The 15,090-nt window shown below is 60.8% G+C and carries 12 protein-coding genes; 1 reads left to right on the top strand and 11 read right to left on the bottom strand.

All coding sequences use genetic code 11. The annotated features are described in order from the left end of the window. Positions 1-176: 176 nt before the first annotated feature. A complete protein-coding gene (locus F2P67_RS04525; protein WP_166217872.1) occupies positions 177-482 on the top strand; it encodes an XRE family transcriptional regulator in 306 nt (101 codons plus the stop codon). Between the two features lie 47 nt (positions 483-529). Here F2P67_RS04525 and F2P67_RS04520 read toward each other — a convergent pair whose 3' ends face one another. From F2P67_RS04520 to F2P67_RS04470, 11 genes are all read right to left on the bottom strand, one after another. After that, a complete protein-coding gene (locus tag F2P67_RS04520) occupies positions 530-2,008 on the bottom strand; it encodes an efflux transporter outer membrane subunit (RefSeq protein WP_425511013.1) in 1,479 nt (492 codons plus the stop codon). A 65-nt stretch (positions 2,009-2,073) separates the two neighbouring features. Next, on the bottom strand, positions 2,074-3,144 hold the full coding sequence (locus F2P67_RS04515; protein ID WP_166217867.1) for an HlyD family secretion protein: 1,071 nt from the start codon (positions 3,142-3,144) through the stop codon (positions 2,074-2,076). Positions 3,145-3,169: 25 nt separating this feature from the next. Next, positions 3,170-4,708 (bottom strand): MFS transporter, encoded by a 1,539-nt coding sequence (locus tag F2P67_RS04510; RefSeq protein ID WP_166217865.1) that lies wholly within the window; start codon positions 4,706-4,708, stop codon positions 3,170-3,172. Between the two features lie 254 nt (positions 4,709-4,962). After that, on the bottom strand, positions 4,963-5,880 hold the full coding sequence (locus F2P67_RS04505; protein ID WP_166217862.1) for a LysR family transcriptional regulator: 918 nt from the start codon (positions 5,878-5,880) through the stop codon (positions 4,963-4,965). Between the two features lie 58 nt (positions 5,881-5,938). Then, positions 5,939-6,805, bottom strand: coding sequence for an ABC transporter permease (locus F2P67_RS04500; protein WP_166217859.1), 867 nt, complete (start codon positions 6,803-6,805; stop codon positions 5,939-5,941). A 20-nt stretch (positions 6,806-6,825) separates the two neighbouring features. Next, positions 6,826-7,686, bottom strand: coding sequence for an ABC transporter ATP-binding protein (locus F2P67_RS04495; protein WP_166217856.1), 861 nt, complete (start codon positions 7,684-7,686; stop codon positions 6,826-6,828). A 5-nt stretch (positions 7,687-7,691) separates the two neighbouring features. Further along, positions 7,692-8,717: an ABC transporter substrate-binding protein gene (locus F2P67_RS04490; protein WP_166217853.1), complete on the bottom strand. Its 1,026-nt coding sequence runs from the start codon at positions 8,715-8,717 to the stop codon at positions 7,692-7,694. A gap of 18 nt (positions 8,718-8,735) precedes the next feature. After that, a complete protein-coding gene (locus F2P67_RS04485; RefSeq protein ID WP_166217850.1) occupies positions 8,736-9,632 on the bottom strand; it encodes a TauD/TfdA dioxygenase family protein in 897 nt (298 codons plus the stop codon). A 372-nt stretch (positions 9,633-10,004) separates the two neighbouring features. After that, positions 10,005-11,372, bottom strand: a complete 1,368-nt coding sequence (locus F2P67_RS04480; protein ID WP_166217847.1) for an HlyD family type I secretion periplasmic adaptor subunit — start codon at positions 11,370-11,372, stop codon at positions 10,005-10,007. Continuing rightward, a complete protein-coding gene (locus F2P67_RS04475; protein WP_166217844.1) occupies positions 11,362-13,518 on the bottom strand; it encodes a type I secretion system permease/ATPase in 2,157 nt (718 codons plus the stop codon). Before F2P67_RS04475 ends, F2P67_RS04480 begins: the two co-directional genes overlap by 11 nt. A gap of 34 nt (positions 13,519-13,552) precedes the next feature. Then, entirely contained in the window at positions 13,553-14,905 is a 1,353-nt protein-coding gene (locus tag F2P67_RS04470; RefSeq protein WP_166217841.1) for a TolC family outer membrane protein, read from the bottom strand. Positions 14,906-15,090: the final 185 nt, after the last annotated feature.

Raw genomic sequence — 15,090 nt, 5'->3', positions numbered from 1 at the left:
TCTACGACAGCGGAAGTTAGCGTCAAGCGAAAGGCCATCACTCATCCGAGGGGCTGGCGAAATTTTGTGTAACGATCAAGGCCAACCTATAGAAGATATAACCTTGAAGGAATATTTCTTAACCTTCATGTTCTCGTTCCCGCACCTCGATACATTGCGCAAAGAGGGTTACAAAGATGGCTAAGAAATTTGCCGAACTCGAAGCGCGTATGACACCCGAAGCCCGGGCACATGCCGATTCGATCTACCAACAACACATCAAGGAAATGCCGCTGAACGAACTGCGACAGGCCAAGGCTTTGAGTCAGGCGACACTTGCCGAGACCTTGCACATCAATCAGGCGGCGATCTCGAAGATGGAGCGACGCACTGATATGTACATCAGCACGTTGCGCAATTACATCCGCGCGATGGGCGGCGAGCTTGAAATCATCGCTACCTTTCCTGATGGGCAAATCAAAATCGAAAACTTTGCAGGTTGAGCAGCCAAAACGCTGCACAACCTGCTTTTTTGTTTTCCGCGCGAGCGTCAACGCTGCGCCATCTCCCCCACCGGATACACCGACTCCCAGCCCCCGCCCAACGCCTTGTACAAACCCACCATCGCCAGCGAAACCCCGGTCGAGCTTTCCACCCACTGTTCCTGCGTGGCCAGCAACGCGCCTTGCACGGTGAGGACGTTGACGAAGTCGACCACGCCTTCGACGTATTGCTGTTGCGCGGTGCGCAGGGCGATCTGGTTCTGGCGTACGGCTTCGGCGAGGCTGTCACGACGGCGTTGACTGGCGTTGTAGGCGGTCAGTTGATCGTCGATTTCGTGCCAGGCACGCAGCACGGTTTGCTGATAGGCAATCGCTGCTTCCTGCTGCTGGGCTTCGCGCAGTTGCAGCATGCCGCGCAGGCGTCCGCCGTCGAACAGCGGCAAGCTGAATTGCGGACCGATGCCGAAGGCACGCGAGCCCCACGAACCGAAATCGCTGAGTTGCATGGCTTGCGAGCCGAGGTTGCCGGACAGGGTGATGCGTGGATAGAAATCCCCCTTGGCCACGCCGATATTGGCGGTGGCGGCATGCAGACGCGCTTCGGCCTGACGAATGTCCGGACGCCGCTCGGCCAGTTGCGACGGCAGGCCGATGGCGACTTGCAGCGGCGACTGCGGCACCGACGCGTCTGTGGATAACTCTTTCGTAAGCGCTTGCGGCGGTTCGCCCATCAACAGGCTGATCGCGTTGATCAGCTGCGATTGGCGTTGCTCCAGCGCAGGCAAGCGCGACTCGATGGCCGCAACTTGCGCGGCGGCTTCGGCGACGTCGAGATCGGTCGCCACGCCGTCGTTCAGACGCAATTGCGAGAGTTTCAGGCTGTGCCGAGCCACCTCGAGGTTCTGCTCGGTGACGGCGCGGGTGTTCTGTACGCCGCGCAGTTGAACGTAGTTCTGCGCAGTGTCGGCAAGCACCGCCAGCAGCACTCCACGACGGTCATTTTCGGCGACTTCGAGGTTGGCGTCGGCGGCTTCGGTTTCGCGGCGCACACGGCCCCAGAAATCCAGTTCCCAGGAAGCGGAGAACCCCGTATCCCACAGATTGAAAGCCGAGTCACCGTTGTGACCGGACGGATCGCTCAGGCCTTCGCCGCTATTGCGTTTGCGCCCGTAGCTGCCGGTGGCCGCAGTGCTCGGATAGCGATCAGCCGTGATGACCTGGCGCGCGGCGCGACTTTGCTGCAAGCGGCTGCTGGCCAGTTGCAGGTCGAGGTTGCTGCGCACGGCGCGTTGGGTCAGCGCCGAGAGTTGCGGATCATTGAAGACTTCCCACCAGCGCTCGTTGAGGGGTTCGCTGACGGCCTGGCTGGGGGCTGACTTTTCGGGTTTTGCCCAGTCGGCGATTTGCTTAGCTTCGGGTTTCTGGAAGTCCGGGCCTACTGAGCATGCGGTGAGACTTACTGCGAGCAAGGCACCCAGAGTGAGTCGCTGCCATTGGCCTCTTCGCGAGCAAGCTCGCTCCCACATTTTGGAATGCATTGCCCCTGTGGGAGCGGGCTTGCTCGCGAAGGCGTCAGCCGATTCAACATCTTTCATCGCTGAGTCACCTCACGCACCGACGTCGCCGAGCTGCGGGTATCGATACTCGCTTCCACCGACATCCCCACCCGCAGACGCTCGGCCAGTGGCTGACCCGGCGCCAGCACAATCTTCACCGGAATCCGCTGAACCACCTTGGTGAAGTTACCTGTGGCGTTGTCCGGCTTCACTGAAGCAAAGGTCACACCCGTGGCCGGGGCGATACTCTCGACCCGCCCGTTCAGGGCTTCGCTACCGAGGCTGTCCACGCGAACCTGCACTTGCTGCCCCGGCTGCACGTCCGTCAGTTGGGTTTCCTGAAAATTGGCCACCACATAGGCCTGCTGCAATGGCACCACCGCCAGCAGTTTGCTGCCCGGCGTCACATACGCGCCGACCCGCACGGCACGCTCGCCGACCATGCCGTCCTGCGGTGCGGTGATGCGCGTGTAAGAGAGTTCGAAACTGGCGATTTCCAGCGCCGCCTGGGCGTGTTTCAAAGTGCCTTCGGCGGCATCGCGCTGCGCCGTCAATATCTCAACCTGCTTGCGCTCCGCCGCCAGTTTCGCCGTAGACGTGTCCAGTCGCGCAGACGCCTGATCGATCCGGGTGCGCGCCTGTTGCGCGTTCTGCACGGTGCCCGCACCGACGCCGGCGAGGTGGTTGTAGCGGTTCAATTCCTGCTGGGCGAAGGCCATTTCGGCCTTAGCCGACACCACCGACGCCTGCGCCTGCGCGATCACCGAAGTCTGGCGCTCCAGCGTCGCTTTGGCGTTCTGCAACTGCGCACGCGCGACCAGGGTTTGCGCGTCGGCGGCTTCAGCGGCGGCGCGCAGATCCCGATCATCGATCAGCGCCAGCAACTGCCCGGCCTTCACTTGCTGGTTATCCTCCACCAGCACTTCCTTGATGAATCCGGCCACACGCGGCACCACAAGGGTGTAGTCGGCGGAGACGAAGGCATCGTTGGTGTTTTGCTGAGTACGTTTGCCAAACAGGCCCGGTACGGCCAGATACAGCAGCACACCGACAGCCAATGCAACCGCCACGGCGACCGCGAGTTTTTGCTTTGCTTGAGTCGTCATAAAACCTTCTGTTTCAGTACAGCCATCAGGTCGGCGCGCGGGGCGGAAAGATCCGCGTCGGCAGCCAGAAAATCAGCAGGATCAACGCCACTGCGACGCCAACCATGCACAGGTAGAGATCGGAAGAAGTCAGCACCACCGCCTGTTCGTGCAGGCGATGGGCAAGGCCTGGATCGCTGCGATCCGCCAGAGGTGAGTTGCCGAGGTTGTCGATCAGCATCGTCGAGTGGAAATGCAGCCGCGACGTGGTCAGCGCCTCGATCACCCCGGTCGCGACCACTGCCGCCAGGCCTTTCACGGTGTTGAACCACGCCGAGGCGAACGGCCCGTCCATCGGCTGGATGCTGCCGGTCGAGAGCATCAGCAAGGGCAGCACCGACATCGGCTGGCCAAAAATCTGCAGCCATTGCAGGACGTAGAAATTGTCGCGAATCCATTCCGAGGTCAGCTGCGACCCGCCCAGACAGGACATCACCAGCATGCTCAAGCCGATCCCGAGCACCCAGCGACAATCGACCCATCGCAGGTTGCACAGCGCCGCCACCAGCGGCAGCGCGATCAATTGCGGCAACGCCGCGATCAGCATGATCGGCGCAGTCTGCACCGGGCGATAACCCTGCACTTGCGCCAGATAACTTGACGGGATCAACACCACCGCCTGCAACACCACCAACACACCCGCGAGGGTCATCAAGGCAAACGACAGGTTACGGATGCCGAGCATCTGCAACTTGAAAAACGGAATCGGCTGCGACCACTCATTGATCAGAAACGCCACCAGCAGCAGCGTGCCGGCGCCGAGCAAGCCGCAGATCAGCTTCGACTCGAACCAGTCCAGCCGATTGCCCTGCAACAAGCCGATCACCAACATGCAGATCGCTGGAAAACCGAGCAGCAGGCCGACCCAGTTGAATGTCTTGAGGCGCTCAAGGCGCAGCGGATCCTGTGGAATGCCGTAAGCCACCATCGCCATGGCGATCAGGCACGGCACCACGATTTGCCAAAACGTCCATTGCCAGCCGACGTACTCACTCCACAACCCGGCCAGCGGTGTGCCGAGGCCAGGGCCGAACGTCGCGGTGAGCGCGTAACCGGCCAGGCCATAGAGTTTAAAATTGGCCGGCAGAAAGCGCAGGGCCACGGTCATCAGCATCGGCGGCAACGCGCCGCCGGCCAGGCCTTGCAGGGTGCGCATCAGCAGCAGGCTTTCGTAGTCCGGTGCGAATGGACAGAGCACGCCAAGCAGGGTGAACAGGCTGATCGCGCAGAGCGTGAAGCGGCGCAGCGAAAACGTCACCGAACACCATGGCGCAAAAGCCATGGCCGCCACCGAAGCCGCCGCGTAACAGGCCACCAGCCATGTGCCCTCGTCGTAGCCAATGCCCAGTGCGCCACGGATGTCGGCGAGGGCGACTTTGGTCACCATCTCGTTGAGGCCCGAGACCAGCACGGCCAGTAGCACGCCGACCAGACCGATGATGATCCGCGCTCCGAACACCGCAGGCGTGGCCGCCTTCGCCGGGCCGGCCGCAGCGATCGGCGCCGTGACCGTCAGGGATGTCATGCAAGCAAACTCCGGATAGAAAAATACCGGAGCATCTTAGTAGGGCTTAGTGCTGACGAAAATTGACTTATTGGCAGGTTATAAGTGCGCTAGACGCAACAATGCAGAGGCCATACGAGGGAAGGAAGTGCTGGAGCCACTCTTTCCATTGTGGGAGGGAGCTTGCTCCCGAAGGCGTCGTGTCATTCAACACTCTGTTGTCTGAGGCGGCGCTTTCGGGAGCAAGCCCCCTCCCACCGGGATTCGTTGCAGCTTCAGGGCTGTGCTGCCAGCCAGGTTTCGTCGCAGCAAGTCTTCAGGGTTTCACGCAGCCAGCGGTGTGCCGGATCCTTGTCGAAGCGCGGGTGCCAGGCCTGGGTCAGCATCAGGGTCGGCAACGGGATCGGCAGGTTGAACGAGCGCAGTTTCAGGCCCAGACGGCGCACGCTCAGCAGGGCTTCCTTGGGCACCGGCAGGATCAGATCGGAATCGGGCAAGGCGAACATCGCCGCATGGAAACTCGGCGCGATCACCGCGACCCGACGCTCCAGGCCCAAGGCATTCAGCGCCGTGTCGATCGGGCCACGGGCAATGCCCCGACGCGACATGCTGATGTGGGAAAATCCGGCATAACGCTCTGCGGTGATTTCGCCGTCGAGCAGCGGATGATCCTCACGCACCAGCCCGACGAAGTGGGTCGAAAACAGGTTCTGCACCTTTACTTCCGGCGTCACCGGGCGGGTGTTGCTGACGCTCAGATCGATACGCCCTTCGCGCAACGCTTCATCGTCGCCATCGCCCTCGGGGACGAAGCGCAACTCGCAGTGCGGCGCCATCTGATCCAGCGTGTCGAACAGCTTGCCGCCGTAGACTCCGATGAAAAAATCATTGGCGCGAATACTGAAACGCCGACGCAACGTGCCCAGATCCACCTCGTCGGCCGAGCGAAACAGCAAGGCCGCCTGCTCGACCACATCGCGCACTTGTTCGCGCAACTCCAGCGCCTTGGGCGTGGGCACCAAACCACGTCCGGCGCGCACCAGAATCGGATCGCCGATGGCTTCACGGATACGCGTCAGCGTACGACTCATCGCCGCCGGGCTGAGGTTCATCCGCCGCGCAGCGCCGACCACGCTGCCCTCGTCGAGCAAGGCGTCGAGGGCAACCAACAGGTTCATGTCCGGGAGTTGCATGCTGAGCACTCGTGGCCGATCTGAATTGATTCGCACGCAATGCTAGCAGATCAGAAAATCAGCGCTGCATGCCCCAGCGCTTCACCGTCACCCGCTCCAGTGTGTCGAACACCAGGTTCTCCACCAGCAGACCGATGAGGATCACCACCGCCAGACCGGCAAAAACCTTGTCGGTGTACAGCTCATTGCGGTTCTGGAAGATGTACCAGCCCAGGCCACCCTTGCCGCTGGTGGCACCGAACACCAGTTCGGCGGCGATCAGCGTGCGCCAGGCGAAGGCCCAGCCTATTTTCAATCCGGCGAGAATCGATGGTAGCGCTGCCGGAATCAGGATGAACAGCACAAACCGCATACCCTTCAGCCCGTAGTTGCGCCCGGCCATGCGCAGGGTTTCCGACACACCGAGAAATCCCGCATAGGTATTCAGCGCCAGCGCCCACAACACCGAATGCACCAGCACGAAAATCAGGCTGTTCTGACCCAGACCGAACCACAGCAATGCGAGCGGCAACAGCGCAATCGCCGGCAACGGGTTGAACATCGAGGTCAGCGTACTCAGCAGGTCCCGACCGAATTGGGTCGAAACCGCCAACGTGGTCAGGGCGAAAGCCAGGACGATGCCGATCAGGTAGCCCTTGAGCAGCACGACCAGCGATATCCACACCTTGCCCAGCAACTCGCCACTGAGCAGGCCGTCGTATAGCGCCTGACTGGTCTGCACGAAACTGGGCAGCAACAAATCATTGTTCTGCACCCGGGCGACGATTTCCCAAATGATCGCGAGCAAAATCAGGATCAGGCTTTTACGCAGCCAACCCTGTTGCCACAGCCGTTGGCCGAGCGGCAGTTCACGCTCGACCGGTACGCTGGTCAACGGCTGCAGAACCGTTTCGAATTCTTGTCGTGCTGACGATGAATGGCTCATCGGGCAATCCTCCTGGCCGCTCAATAAGCGATGCGAATATCGTTGAAATCGTGGTCACGCTCGGTTTCCGGCGACTGCCCTTCGTCGAACAACAGCCGATGAATGCGCCGCGCCGACGCCTGAAACGCCACACCGCCGAGGCTTTGCAGATCGTATTGGTGGCAATGCACTTCGGCGCGCACTCGCCCCGGATGCGGCGACAGCAACAGGATGCGATTACCGACCACCAGCGCTTCTTCAATCGAGTGCGTGACGAACAACAAGGTGAAGCGCACTTCCTCCCAGAGCAGCAACAACTCTTCCTGCATCTTGCGTCGGGTCAGGGCGTCCAGCGCAGCAAACGGCTCGTCCATCAGGAGGATTTTCGGCTGCATGGCCAGCGCCCGGGCAATTGCCACCCGCGCCTTCATGCCGCCGGACAAGGTGTGCGGATAAGCATCGGCGAACGCCGCCAGGCCGACCTTTTCCAGGTAATGCAGCGCACGCTCTTCGGCATCTTTTTTCTTCAGGGTGCGCGAGGCGAGCAGCGGGAACATCACGTTCTGCTTCACCGTTTTCCACGGTGGCAGTTGATCGAACTCCTGAAACACCACAATCCGGTCCGGCCCCGGCCTATCGACGCGCTGGCCTTGCAGGCGGATCTCGCCTTCGCATGGCTCAATGAACCCGGCGACGGCTTTGAGCAACGTCGATTTGCCGCAGCCGGACGGGCCGAGCAGCACGAAGCGATCCTGCTGATCGACTTCGAAACTGACCTGGTGCGTGGCGCGCACGACACGTTGCGGTGTGCGGTACTCGAGGCTGACGTTGTCGACCGCCAGCAGCGCTTGCGTGCTGGCGACCAGGTTGCTGGCCGCGTGGCCTTGCAAAGGGGCGTTCATGTCGATCAGCTCCCTTGCAGCGGTTTGGCGTCCTGGAAGAAGTAGTCCTTCCACGACTCTGGCTTGTTCTTGATCGCGCCGACGCGGTAGAGGAATTCGGCGAGTGGATAAGTGTTTTTCGGCGTGACACTGAATTCGAACTGCGGGTTGTCGATGATTTTCAGCAACGCGGCGCGGTCGATCTTGGCCTTGGTCACGCGGATGTAAGTGTCCGCCGCCGCGCCTTTATCGTTCTGCGCAAATTGCGCGGCTTCGGTCAGGGCTTCGACGAACGCTTTGTAGGTTTTCGGGTTGTCGTTGCGGAATTTCTCGGTGGCGAACAGCACGGTCGGCGAGTTCGGGCCGAGCACGTCATAGGAGTTGAGCACCACGTGCACGTTCGGATTTTCCAGCGCCTGATCCTGGAACGGCGGGTTGGAGAAATGCCCGGTCAGCTCGGTGCCGCCGGCAATCAACGCAGCGGTGGCGTCCGGGTGCGGAACGGCGATGGTGTACTTGTCGAGGCGATTGAATTCCTTGTCGCCCCACTGTTTGGCCGCCGCGTATTGCAGGAAGCGCGACTGCACGGAAACGCCCACCGCCGGCACCGCGATGCGGTCCTTCTCGGTGAAGTCGGCGATGGTTTTGACCTTGGGATTGTTGCTCACCAGGTAGTAAGGGAAGTTGCCCAGCGAGGCCACGGCTTTGACGTTCTGCTTGCCGTGGGTGCGATCCCAGATAGTCAGCAACGGCCCGACGCCAGCGCCGGCAATGTCGATGGAGCCGGACAACAGCGCGTCGTTGACCGCCGCGCCGCCCGACAATTGCGTCCAGTCGACCTTGATGTCGAGGCCTTCCTGCTTGCCGTACTTCTCGATCAATTCCTGATCACGCACCACGTTGAGCAATAAATAAACAATGCCGAACTGTTCGGCGATACGGATTTCACCTTCGGCGTGAGCCACGGTCGGCGCCACCAGGCTGCCGGCGATCAGGCTGAAACCGAGGCCGATGGCCGCTGCCAGCGGCGCGAATGGAAGACGTTTGGACATGATCGGATCTCCGGCAAATCAAAAAGGCGCGTCGCCCTGAATGGTCGTGCGATACAGCTTGCGGCGCAGGTGCGCAGGGCAGCCGGCGGCGAGGTGGATCAGCGAACGGTTGTCCCAGAACACCATGTCGTGGGGCTGCCATTGATGGCGATAGATGTTCTGCGGCAACACGCTGTGGGCGTAGAGCTCGGCGAGCAGTTGTTGGCTCTCGTCTTCCGGCAGGCCGACGATGCGGGTGGTGAAGCCTTCACTGACGAACAACGCCTTGCGGCCGTTTTCCGGATGGGTGCGGACCACCGGGTGCACGACCTCGGCGACCTGAGCCAATTGCTCCGGGGTCAGGGTCGGGCGCCAGTTGCCTTCGAATTTGGTTTCGCTGTAGCGCGCAGTGTAGGAATGCGCAGCCGAGCGGCCTTCGACGGCATTGCGCAGCGCGTCGGGCAGGCTGTCCCAGGCTTTGTGCATGTCGGCGAACAGGGTGTCGCCGCCTTCGGACGGCAGCTCTTGAGCGTGCAGCATCGAGCCGAGGCTCGGCAGCTCTCTATAGGAAAGGTCCGAGTGCCAAAACTTGCCGGCATCGCCGAGGCCGATGTTCTGGCCGTTTTCGACGATGTTGGAAACGATGAGAATTTCCGGGTGATTGGCCAGCAGGAACTGCTTGAGCACGTGGATCTGCAACACGCCGAAGCGGCGGCTGAAATCGATCTGCTGTTGCGGGGAGATGCGTTGGTCACGGAACACCACGACGTGATGATCGAGGTGCGCGCGGTGAATGCGGGCGAAGTCTTCATCGTTGACCGGACGAGTCAGGTCGAGGCCGATGATTTCGGCGCCGACAGCACCGCTGAACGGACGAATATCGAAGGTTTGCGGCGCGGCGGTCGCGGCGCTTGGGGTGGCAGTGGCTGCGGACATCTTTCAATCTCCCACGCACGGCGCGCTCACAGGCGCGCTCGTCGATCAGAAACTCACGCTGGATTGCGTGTTGGTTCGGGTCGTGCGGCGCGCCGATTGGTCGGCAGGTACGCAGAAGAGTGACTTTATAGATATAAGAAGTGGAAATTAAATACCGTTAGCGAATAACGATATGGCGGTTGGTGAGGAATGGACGATTTGGTGAGTGACGGTTTTTGTCACTTACTGACAGGTACGCGGTGTCTGAACTGACGCCTTCGCGAGCAAGCCCGCTCCCACAGGGGTGCGCGCTGAACACAAAATAAGCGTTCAACACAGATCCACGGTGGGAGCGGGCTTGTTCGCGACCAGGCCGGCAAGGCCAATGAAAATCTAGCGCTCGTGCAGTGCTTCAGCCCGGGCGCGAATGATCGGTTTGAGCAAATAACTCAACACCGATTTCTTGCCGGTAATGATGTCCACCGACGCGACCATCCCCGGGATGATCAGCAGAGGCTTCTCATCGGTGCCCAAGTGGCTGCGCTCGGTGCGCACCTTGATCACGTAGTAGGTGGTTTTCTTGTCTTCATCGGTGATGGTGTCGGCGCCGATCTGCTCCAGCTGGGCTTTGAGCCCGCCGTAAATGGTGTAGTCGTAGGCAGTGAATTTCACGATCGCTTCCTGTCCCGGATGGAGGAAGGCAATGTCTTGCGGGCGAATCTTCGCCTCGACCAGCAGCGTGTCGTCCAGCGGGACGATTTCGACCATGTCGCTGCCCGGCTGGATCACGCCGCCGATGGTATTGACCAGCAACTTGTTGACGATGCCGCGCACCGGCGATGTCACCAGCGTACGGCTAACGCGGTCTTCCAGTGCCTTGCCGGTGGCCTGGGCCTTGTTCAGGTCGGTGCGGGCTTCGTTGAGCTGAGTCAGCGCTTCACTGCGGAATTTGCCGCGGGTTTCGTCGATCTTGCGTTGCACTTCCTTGATCGCCGATTCGGCGCGAGGAATCGCCAGTGTGGTGGCGTCGAGCTGACCACGGGTTTCCACTTCGGCACGCTTGAGCCGCAGCACTTCCACCGGGGAAACCGCGCCCTGCGCCACCAGTGGCTCGGACATATTGATTTCCTGACGTTGCAGGCCGAGTTGCTGACGGTATTGCGCCTGCTTGGAAGTGAACTCGCGCAGCTCTTGCTGACGCTGGATCAACTGCTCCTGCAAGCCGCCAATTTCGTCGTGCAACTGCTGACGGCGGCTGATGTAGAGCGATTCTTCGCTCTTGGCCTGACCCGGCACAGCTTTGAGCACGTCTTCGGGGAAATTCAGCGGACGGTCATCGACCTCGGCGCTCAGACGCTCGACCCGCAGCAGCATCGACAAGCGATCAGCCTCGGTTTCGCCGACATTGGAGGCAAATCGCGTGTCATCCAGACGAATCAGCGGTGCGCCAGCCTCGACGATCTGGCCTTCCTTGACGTACAGCTCGGAGACGATCCCGCCTTCGAGGTTCTGGATTTTCTGGATCTTCGACGACGGAATCGCCTTGCCGTCGCCTTTGGTCACTTCGTCGATCACGGCGAAGTTGGCCCAGAGCAGCAGGAACACGAAGAAGCCGATGATCGCCCAGATCGTCAGGCGCACGACGCGCGGGGCGTCTTCGATCAGCGCCTTGTTGACCTCTGGCAACGGCTGCCCCTGCAACGAAGCAGAGCCTTTGAAGTAGCGACGGATCGAATCCTTGAAACCCGACTTAAGCAACACTGATCTGCCCCTTCTTCAACGCTTCCATCACTGCGGCTTTCGGCCCATCGGCGAGAATCTGCCCGCGGTCGACCACCAGCAGACGATCCACCAGCGACAGCAGCGAGGCACGGTGCGTCACCAGCACCACGGTCTTGTTTTCGATGACGGCGGCGAGCCGTTGCTTGAGGCGTTCTTCACCGGTGTTGTCCATGGCGCTGGTCGGCTCGTCCATCAACAGGATCGGCGGATTGAGCAACAGCGCCCGGGCCAGTGCCACGTTCTGCCGTTGGCCGCCGGACAGGTTCTGCCCGCGCTCACCCACTTGCAGCTCATAACCTTGCGGGTGCAGACGGGCGAATTCGTGAACGCCGGCCAGTTCGGCGGCTTGCAGGACGAGTTCGTCTTCTACGTAACGGGCGCCGGACACCAGGTTGTCGCGCAGGGTGCCGGCCAGCAGCTGGATGTCTTGCGGCACGTAGCCGATGTTGTAGCGCAGCTCGCTGACGTCGATCTGACGGATATCCACACCGTCGACCAGCAACGCACCGTCATCTGGCTGATAGAGGCCGACCAGCAGTTTGGCCAGCGAACTCTTGCCCGAGCCGCTGCGGCCGATGATGCCGATCTTCTCGCCGGGACGAATCACCAGGTTGATGTTCTTCAGCGCCGGGTTCTGTTGTTCCGGGTAAGTGAAGTTGAGCTGGCGGCATTCGATGGCGCCTTGCAGAACCTTGCGGCTCAGCGGGCGCTCCTCGAAATTGCGCTCCTGTGGCAACTCCATCATCTGGTCGACCGAGGTCATGGTCACGCGCGCCTGTTGATAGCGGGTCAGCAGACCGGACAGCGACGCCAGCGGACTCAGTGCGCGACCGCTGAGCATGTAGCAGGCAATCAGACCGCCCATGCTCAGGTGGCCGTCGATGATCTGGTACACACCGAAGACGATCATGATCACCCCGGCCAGTTGCTGGATCAGCAGGGTGATGTTCATCGCCAGACCGGAGAGCATTTTCACCCGCAGTTCGAGGCGGCTGAGGGTGCCGATGGTCTGTTCCCACTGATACTGGCGTTCGCTTTCAGCGTTGTTGACCTTGACCGCGTCGAGGCCGGCGAGGGTTTCGATCAGGCTCGACTGACGCTCGGCGCCCAGCGCCATGGTGCGTTCCATGGTTGCCACCAGCGGCTTCTGCAACGCATAACCGATGGCCAGGGCAATCGGAAACGCCAGCACCGGAATCCACACCAGATGCCCGCCAAGTATGGCGATGACGATGAAGATCAAAATGGTGAACGGCAAGTCGATCAGACTGGTCAGGGTCAGCGACGCGAGGAAGTCGCGCAGGCTCTGAAACTCGTGGATGTTCTGCGCGAAACTGCCGACCCGTGCCGGGCGGTATTTCATCGCCATGCCAACGATGCGTTCGAACAGTGTCGCCGAAATAATCAGGTCGGTTTTCTTCCCGGCCAGATCCAGGCACAGGCTGCGCAGACTCTTGAGGATGAGGTCGAACAGATAAGCACCGGTGATGCCCAGCGCCAGCACCCACAGGGTCGCTTCAGCCTGGTTCGGCACCACGCGGTCGTAGACGTTCATCACGAACAGCGGCGCGGCCATGGCGATGATGTTGATCAGGAAACTCGCGGCGATCGCATCGGCATACAGCCAGCGCGAGCGCTTGAGGGTGTCGCGGAACCACGAGCGCGCACGCGGAATCAGCGTGCCGTGGTTGACGTCGAATTTGTGTTGCGGCTGGGCGAAGAAGACTTTGCCGGTGTAATCGTCAGCGAGCAGTTCCCGGCTGACCAGCGACTCGCCGCCATCGCTTTCGCTGAGCAGCACCCGCGCTTCGCTCTCGCCCTGCCAGCCCAACAGCACGGCACTGCGGCCATCCTTGAGCAGCAGCAACGCCGGCATCGCAATCGCCGGAATCTCTTCCAGCTTGCGTTGCAACACCCGACCTTGCAGGCCTGCGCGAGCCGCCGCGCGGGGCAGCAACTCGACGCTCAGACGTTGTTTGGGCAGCGGCAGGCCGGTGGTCAGCATCGCCGCGCTGGCGGGCTTCTGGTGCAGCATGCAAAGGGCGAGCAGACCATCCAGTAACGGATCGTCGTGCAACGCGCGTGGATCATGACTGAGATGAACTCGACTGACTTCTGATTCCACGCTCGACACTCTTTAACAGTTGAAAAGGGACAACTCAGTTCATCCCGGGTAGCTGGACCTTGGGCTTCACGTCGTTCTGCACAACGGATGCCAACGGTGCGACCACTCCCTGGCTCTTGAGCAATTCGCCCATGGTCGCCTTGATTCGGTACTGAGTAAATAACTGAATGTTTTTGATTTCAGCCAGACGCCGCGAAGCGGTGAACAACTCGTTTTCGCTGTCGAGCAAATCGAGCAAGGTACGCTCGCCGAGACTGAACTGACGCTGGTAAGCGGTACGCACCGCAGTGCTGTGATCGACATATTGCTGGGCGATCGGCACCTGGGCATTGGCGTTGTTCAGGGCGTTCCACGCCAGACCCAGTTCTTCGTTCAACTGACGCAAGGCGTTGTTGCGGATGTCCAGCGCCTGGTTCGACAGGTACGACTTGGACTCAAGATCCGCCTTGTTGCTGCCACCGGAGTAGAGATTGAAGCGCATGCGCAGCATGGCTTGCCACTCGTTGTTGTGACCGTTCTGGCCATCGAGATCGTTGTCGGCGGTGCGGCCCAGCTCGGCATCGAAGCGCGGGTAGAACGTCGACTTCGCGGTTTCGTACTGCTTCTCGGCAGCAGCGATGTCGGACTCGGCCGAACGCAGGATCGGGCTGTTTTCCAGCATCTGCTGGCGCGCTTCGTTGAGATTGGCCGGCATCATCGCCATGAACGGCGCCGGACGCTCCAGTTGATCGGGCATCTGGCCAACGGCGCTGAGGAAGTTGGTTTCCGAGTCGGCAAGGTTGGTTTGCTCGGTGATCAGGTTGTTGCGGGCCTGAGCCATCCGCGCCTCGGCCTGATCGAGGTCGGCGCCGCTGCCGACACCGCGCTGGGTGCGCAGCTGGATCTGATCGTAGATGCGCTGGTGGCTCTTGAGGTTTTCTTCAGCCAGACGCACGAATTCGCGACGGGTCAGCACGTCCAGGTAAACCTGGGCGACAGTCAGACCGGTGCGCTCGGAAGTGCCGAGCAATGAGTACGCGCGGGAGTTGACGGTGGCTTGTTGACGGCCGACTTCGCTCGACGTCGCAAAACCGTCAAAGACCATTTGCGAGAGACGTAAACTTGACTCGCTGCGGTTCAGGGTTTCCCAGTGATTGCCGCCACCGTTGGCGCGGGTGGTTACGCTGTCGGTGCCTTCACGGCCATAACCGCCGAGCAGATCGACCTTGGGCAGGTATCCCCCTTTCGCCGCCTTTAACTGATAATCCGCGGCCAAACGACTGTTGACCCCTGCCTGGATTTCCGGATGGACATCCAGCGCCTGTTGCATGGCTTCTGGTAAGGATTGTGCTTGTACGAATGAGGCGGCGAGAGCGAAGGGTAGAGCCTTGAACAGGTGCGAACGCATGGTAAAGATTTCCCAGAACTACTTGTCTTGAATCACAGCGAAACGTGCTGCTGCGTCGGATGATTGGCAACCGGAATGACCGTATGTCGGAAAGTTCAAAACAGGAACTGGATCACACGTTGTAGGACAGGTCGCCGCGGAAATATCAATGTGACATTAGTGGGGCGATTGTTTAGGATGGCACC

Origin of the sequence: Pseudomonas atagonensis (assembly GCF_011369485.1) — a bacterium.
Classification (GTDB): Bacteria; Pseudomonadota; Gammaproteobacteria; order Pseudomonadales; family Pseudomonadaceae; genus Aquipseudomonas; species Aquipseudomonas atagonensis.
Note: the sequence above shows the minus strand (reverse complement) of the source record. Positions and strands in the feature narration are given on the sequence as shown.

What these genes read in the sequence shown, in the direction of transcription:
- F2P67_RS04525 (WP_166217872.1), top strand. Translation starts at nt 177, where the DNA reads ATGGCTAAGAAATTTGCCGAACTCGAAGCGCGTATGACACCCGAAGCC.
- F2P67_RS04470 (WP_166217841.1), bottom strand. Translation starts at nt 14,905, where the DNA reads ATGCGTTCGCACCTGTTCAAGGCTCTACCCTTCGCTCTCGCCGCCTCA.
- F2P67_RS04505 (WP_166217862.1), bottom strand. Translation starts at nt 5,880, where the DNA reads ATGCAACTCCCGGACATGAACCTGTTGGTTGCCCTCGACGCCTTGCTC.
- F2P67_RS04510 (WP_166217865.1), bottom strand. Translation starts at nt 4,708, where the DNA reads ATGACATCCCTGACGGTCACGGCGCCGATCGCTGCGGCCGGCCCGGCG.
- F2P67_RS04515 (WP_166217867.1), bottom strand. Translation starts at nt 3,144, where the DNA reads ATGACGACTCAAGCAAAGCAAAAACTCGCGGTCGCCGTGGCGGTTGCA.
- F2P67_RS04490 (WP_166217853.1), bottom strand. Translation starts at nt 8,717, where the DNA reads ATGTCCAAACGTCTTCCATTCGCGCCGCTGGCAGCGGCCATCGGCCTC.
- F2P67_RS04485 (WP_166217850.1), bottom strand. Translation starts at nt 9,632, where the DNA reads ATGTCCGCAGCCACTGCCACCCCAAGCGCCGCGACCGCCGCGCCGCAA.
- F2P67_RS04520 (WP_425511013.1), bottom strand. Translation starts at nt 2,008, where the DNA reads ATGTGGGAGCGAGCTTGCTCGCGAAGAGGCCAATGGCAGCGACTCACT.
- F2P67_RS04495 (WP_166217856.1), bottom strand. Translation starts at nt 7,686, where the DNA reads ATGAACGCCCCTTTGCAAGGCCACGCGGCCAGCAACCTGGTCGCCAGC.
- F2P67_RS04500 (WP_166217859.1), bottom strand. Translation starts at nt 6,805, where the DNA reads ATGAGCCATTCATCGTCAGCACGACAAGAATTCGAAACGGTTCTGCAG.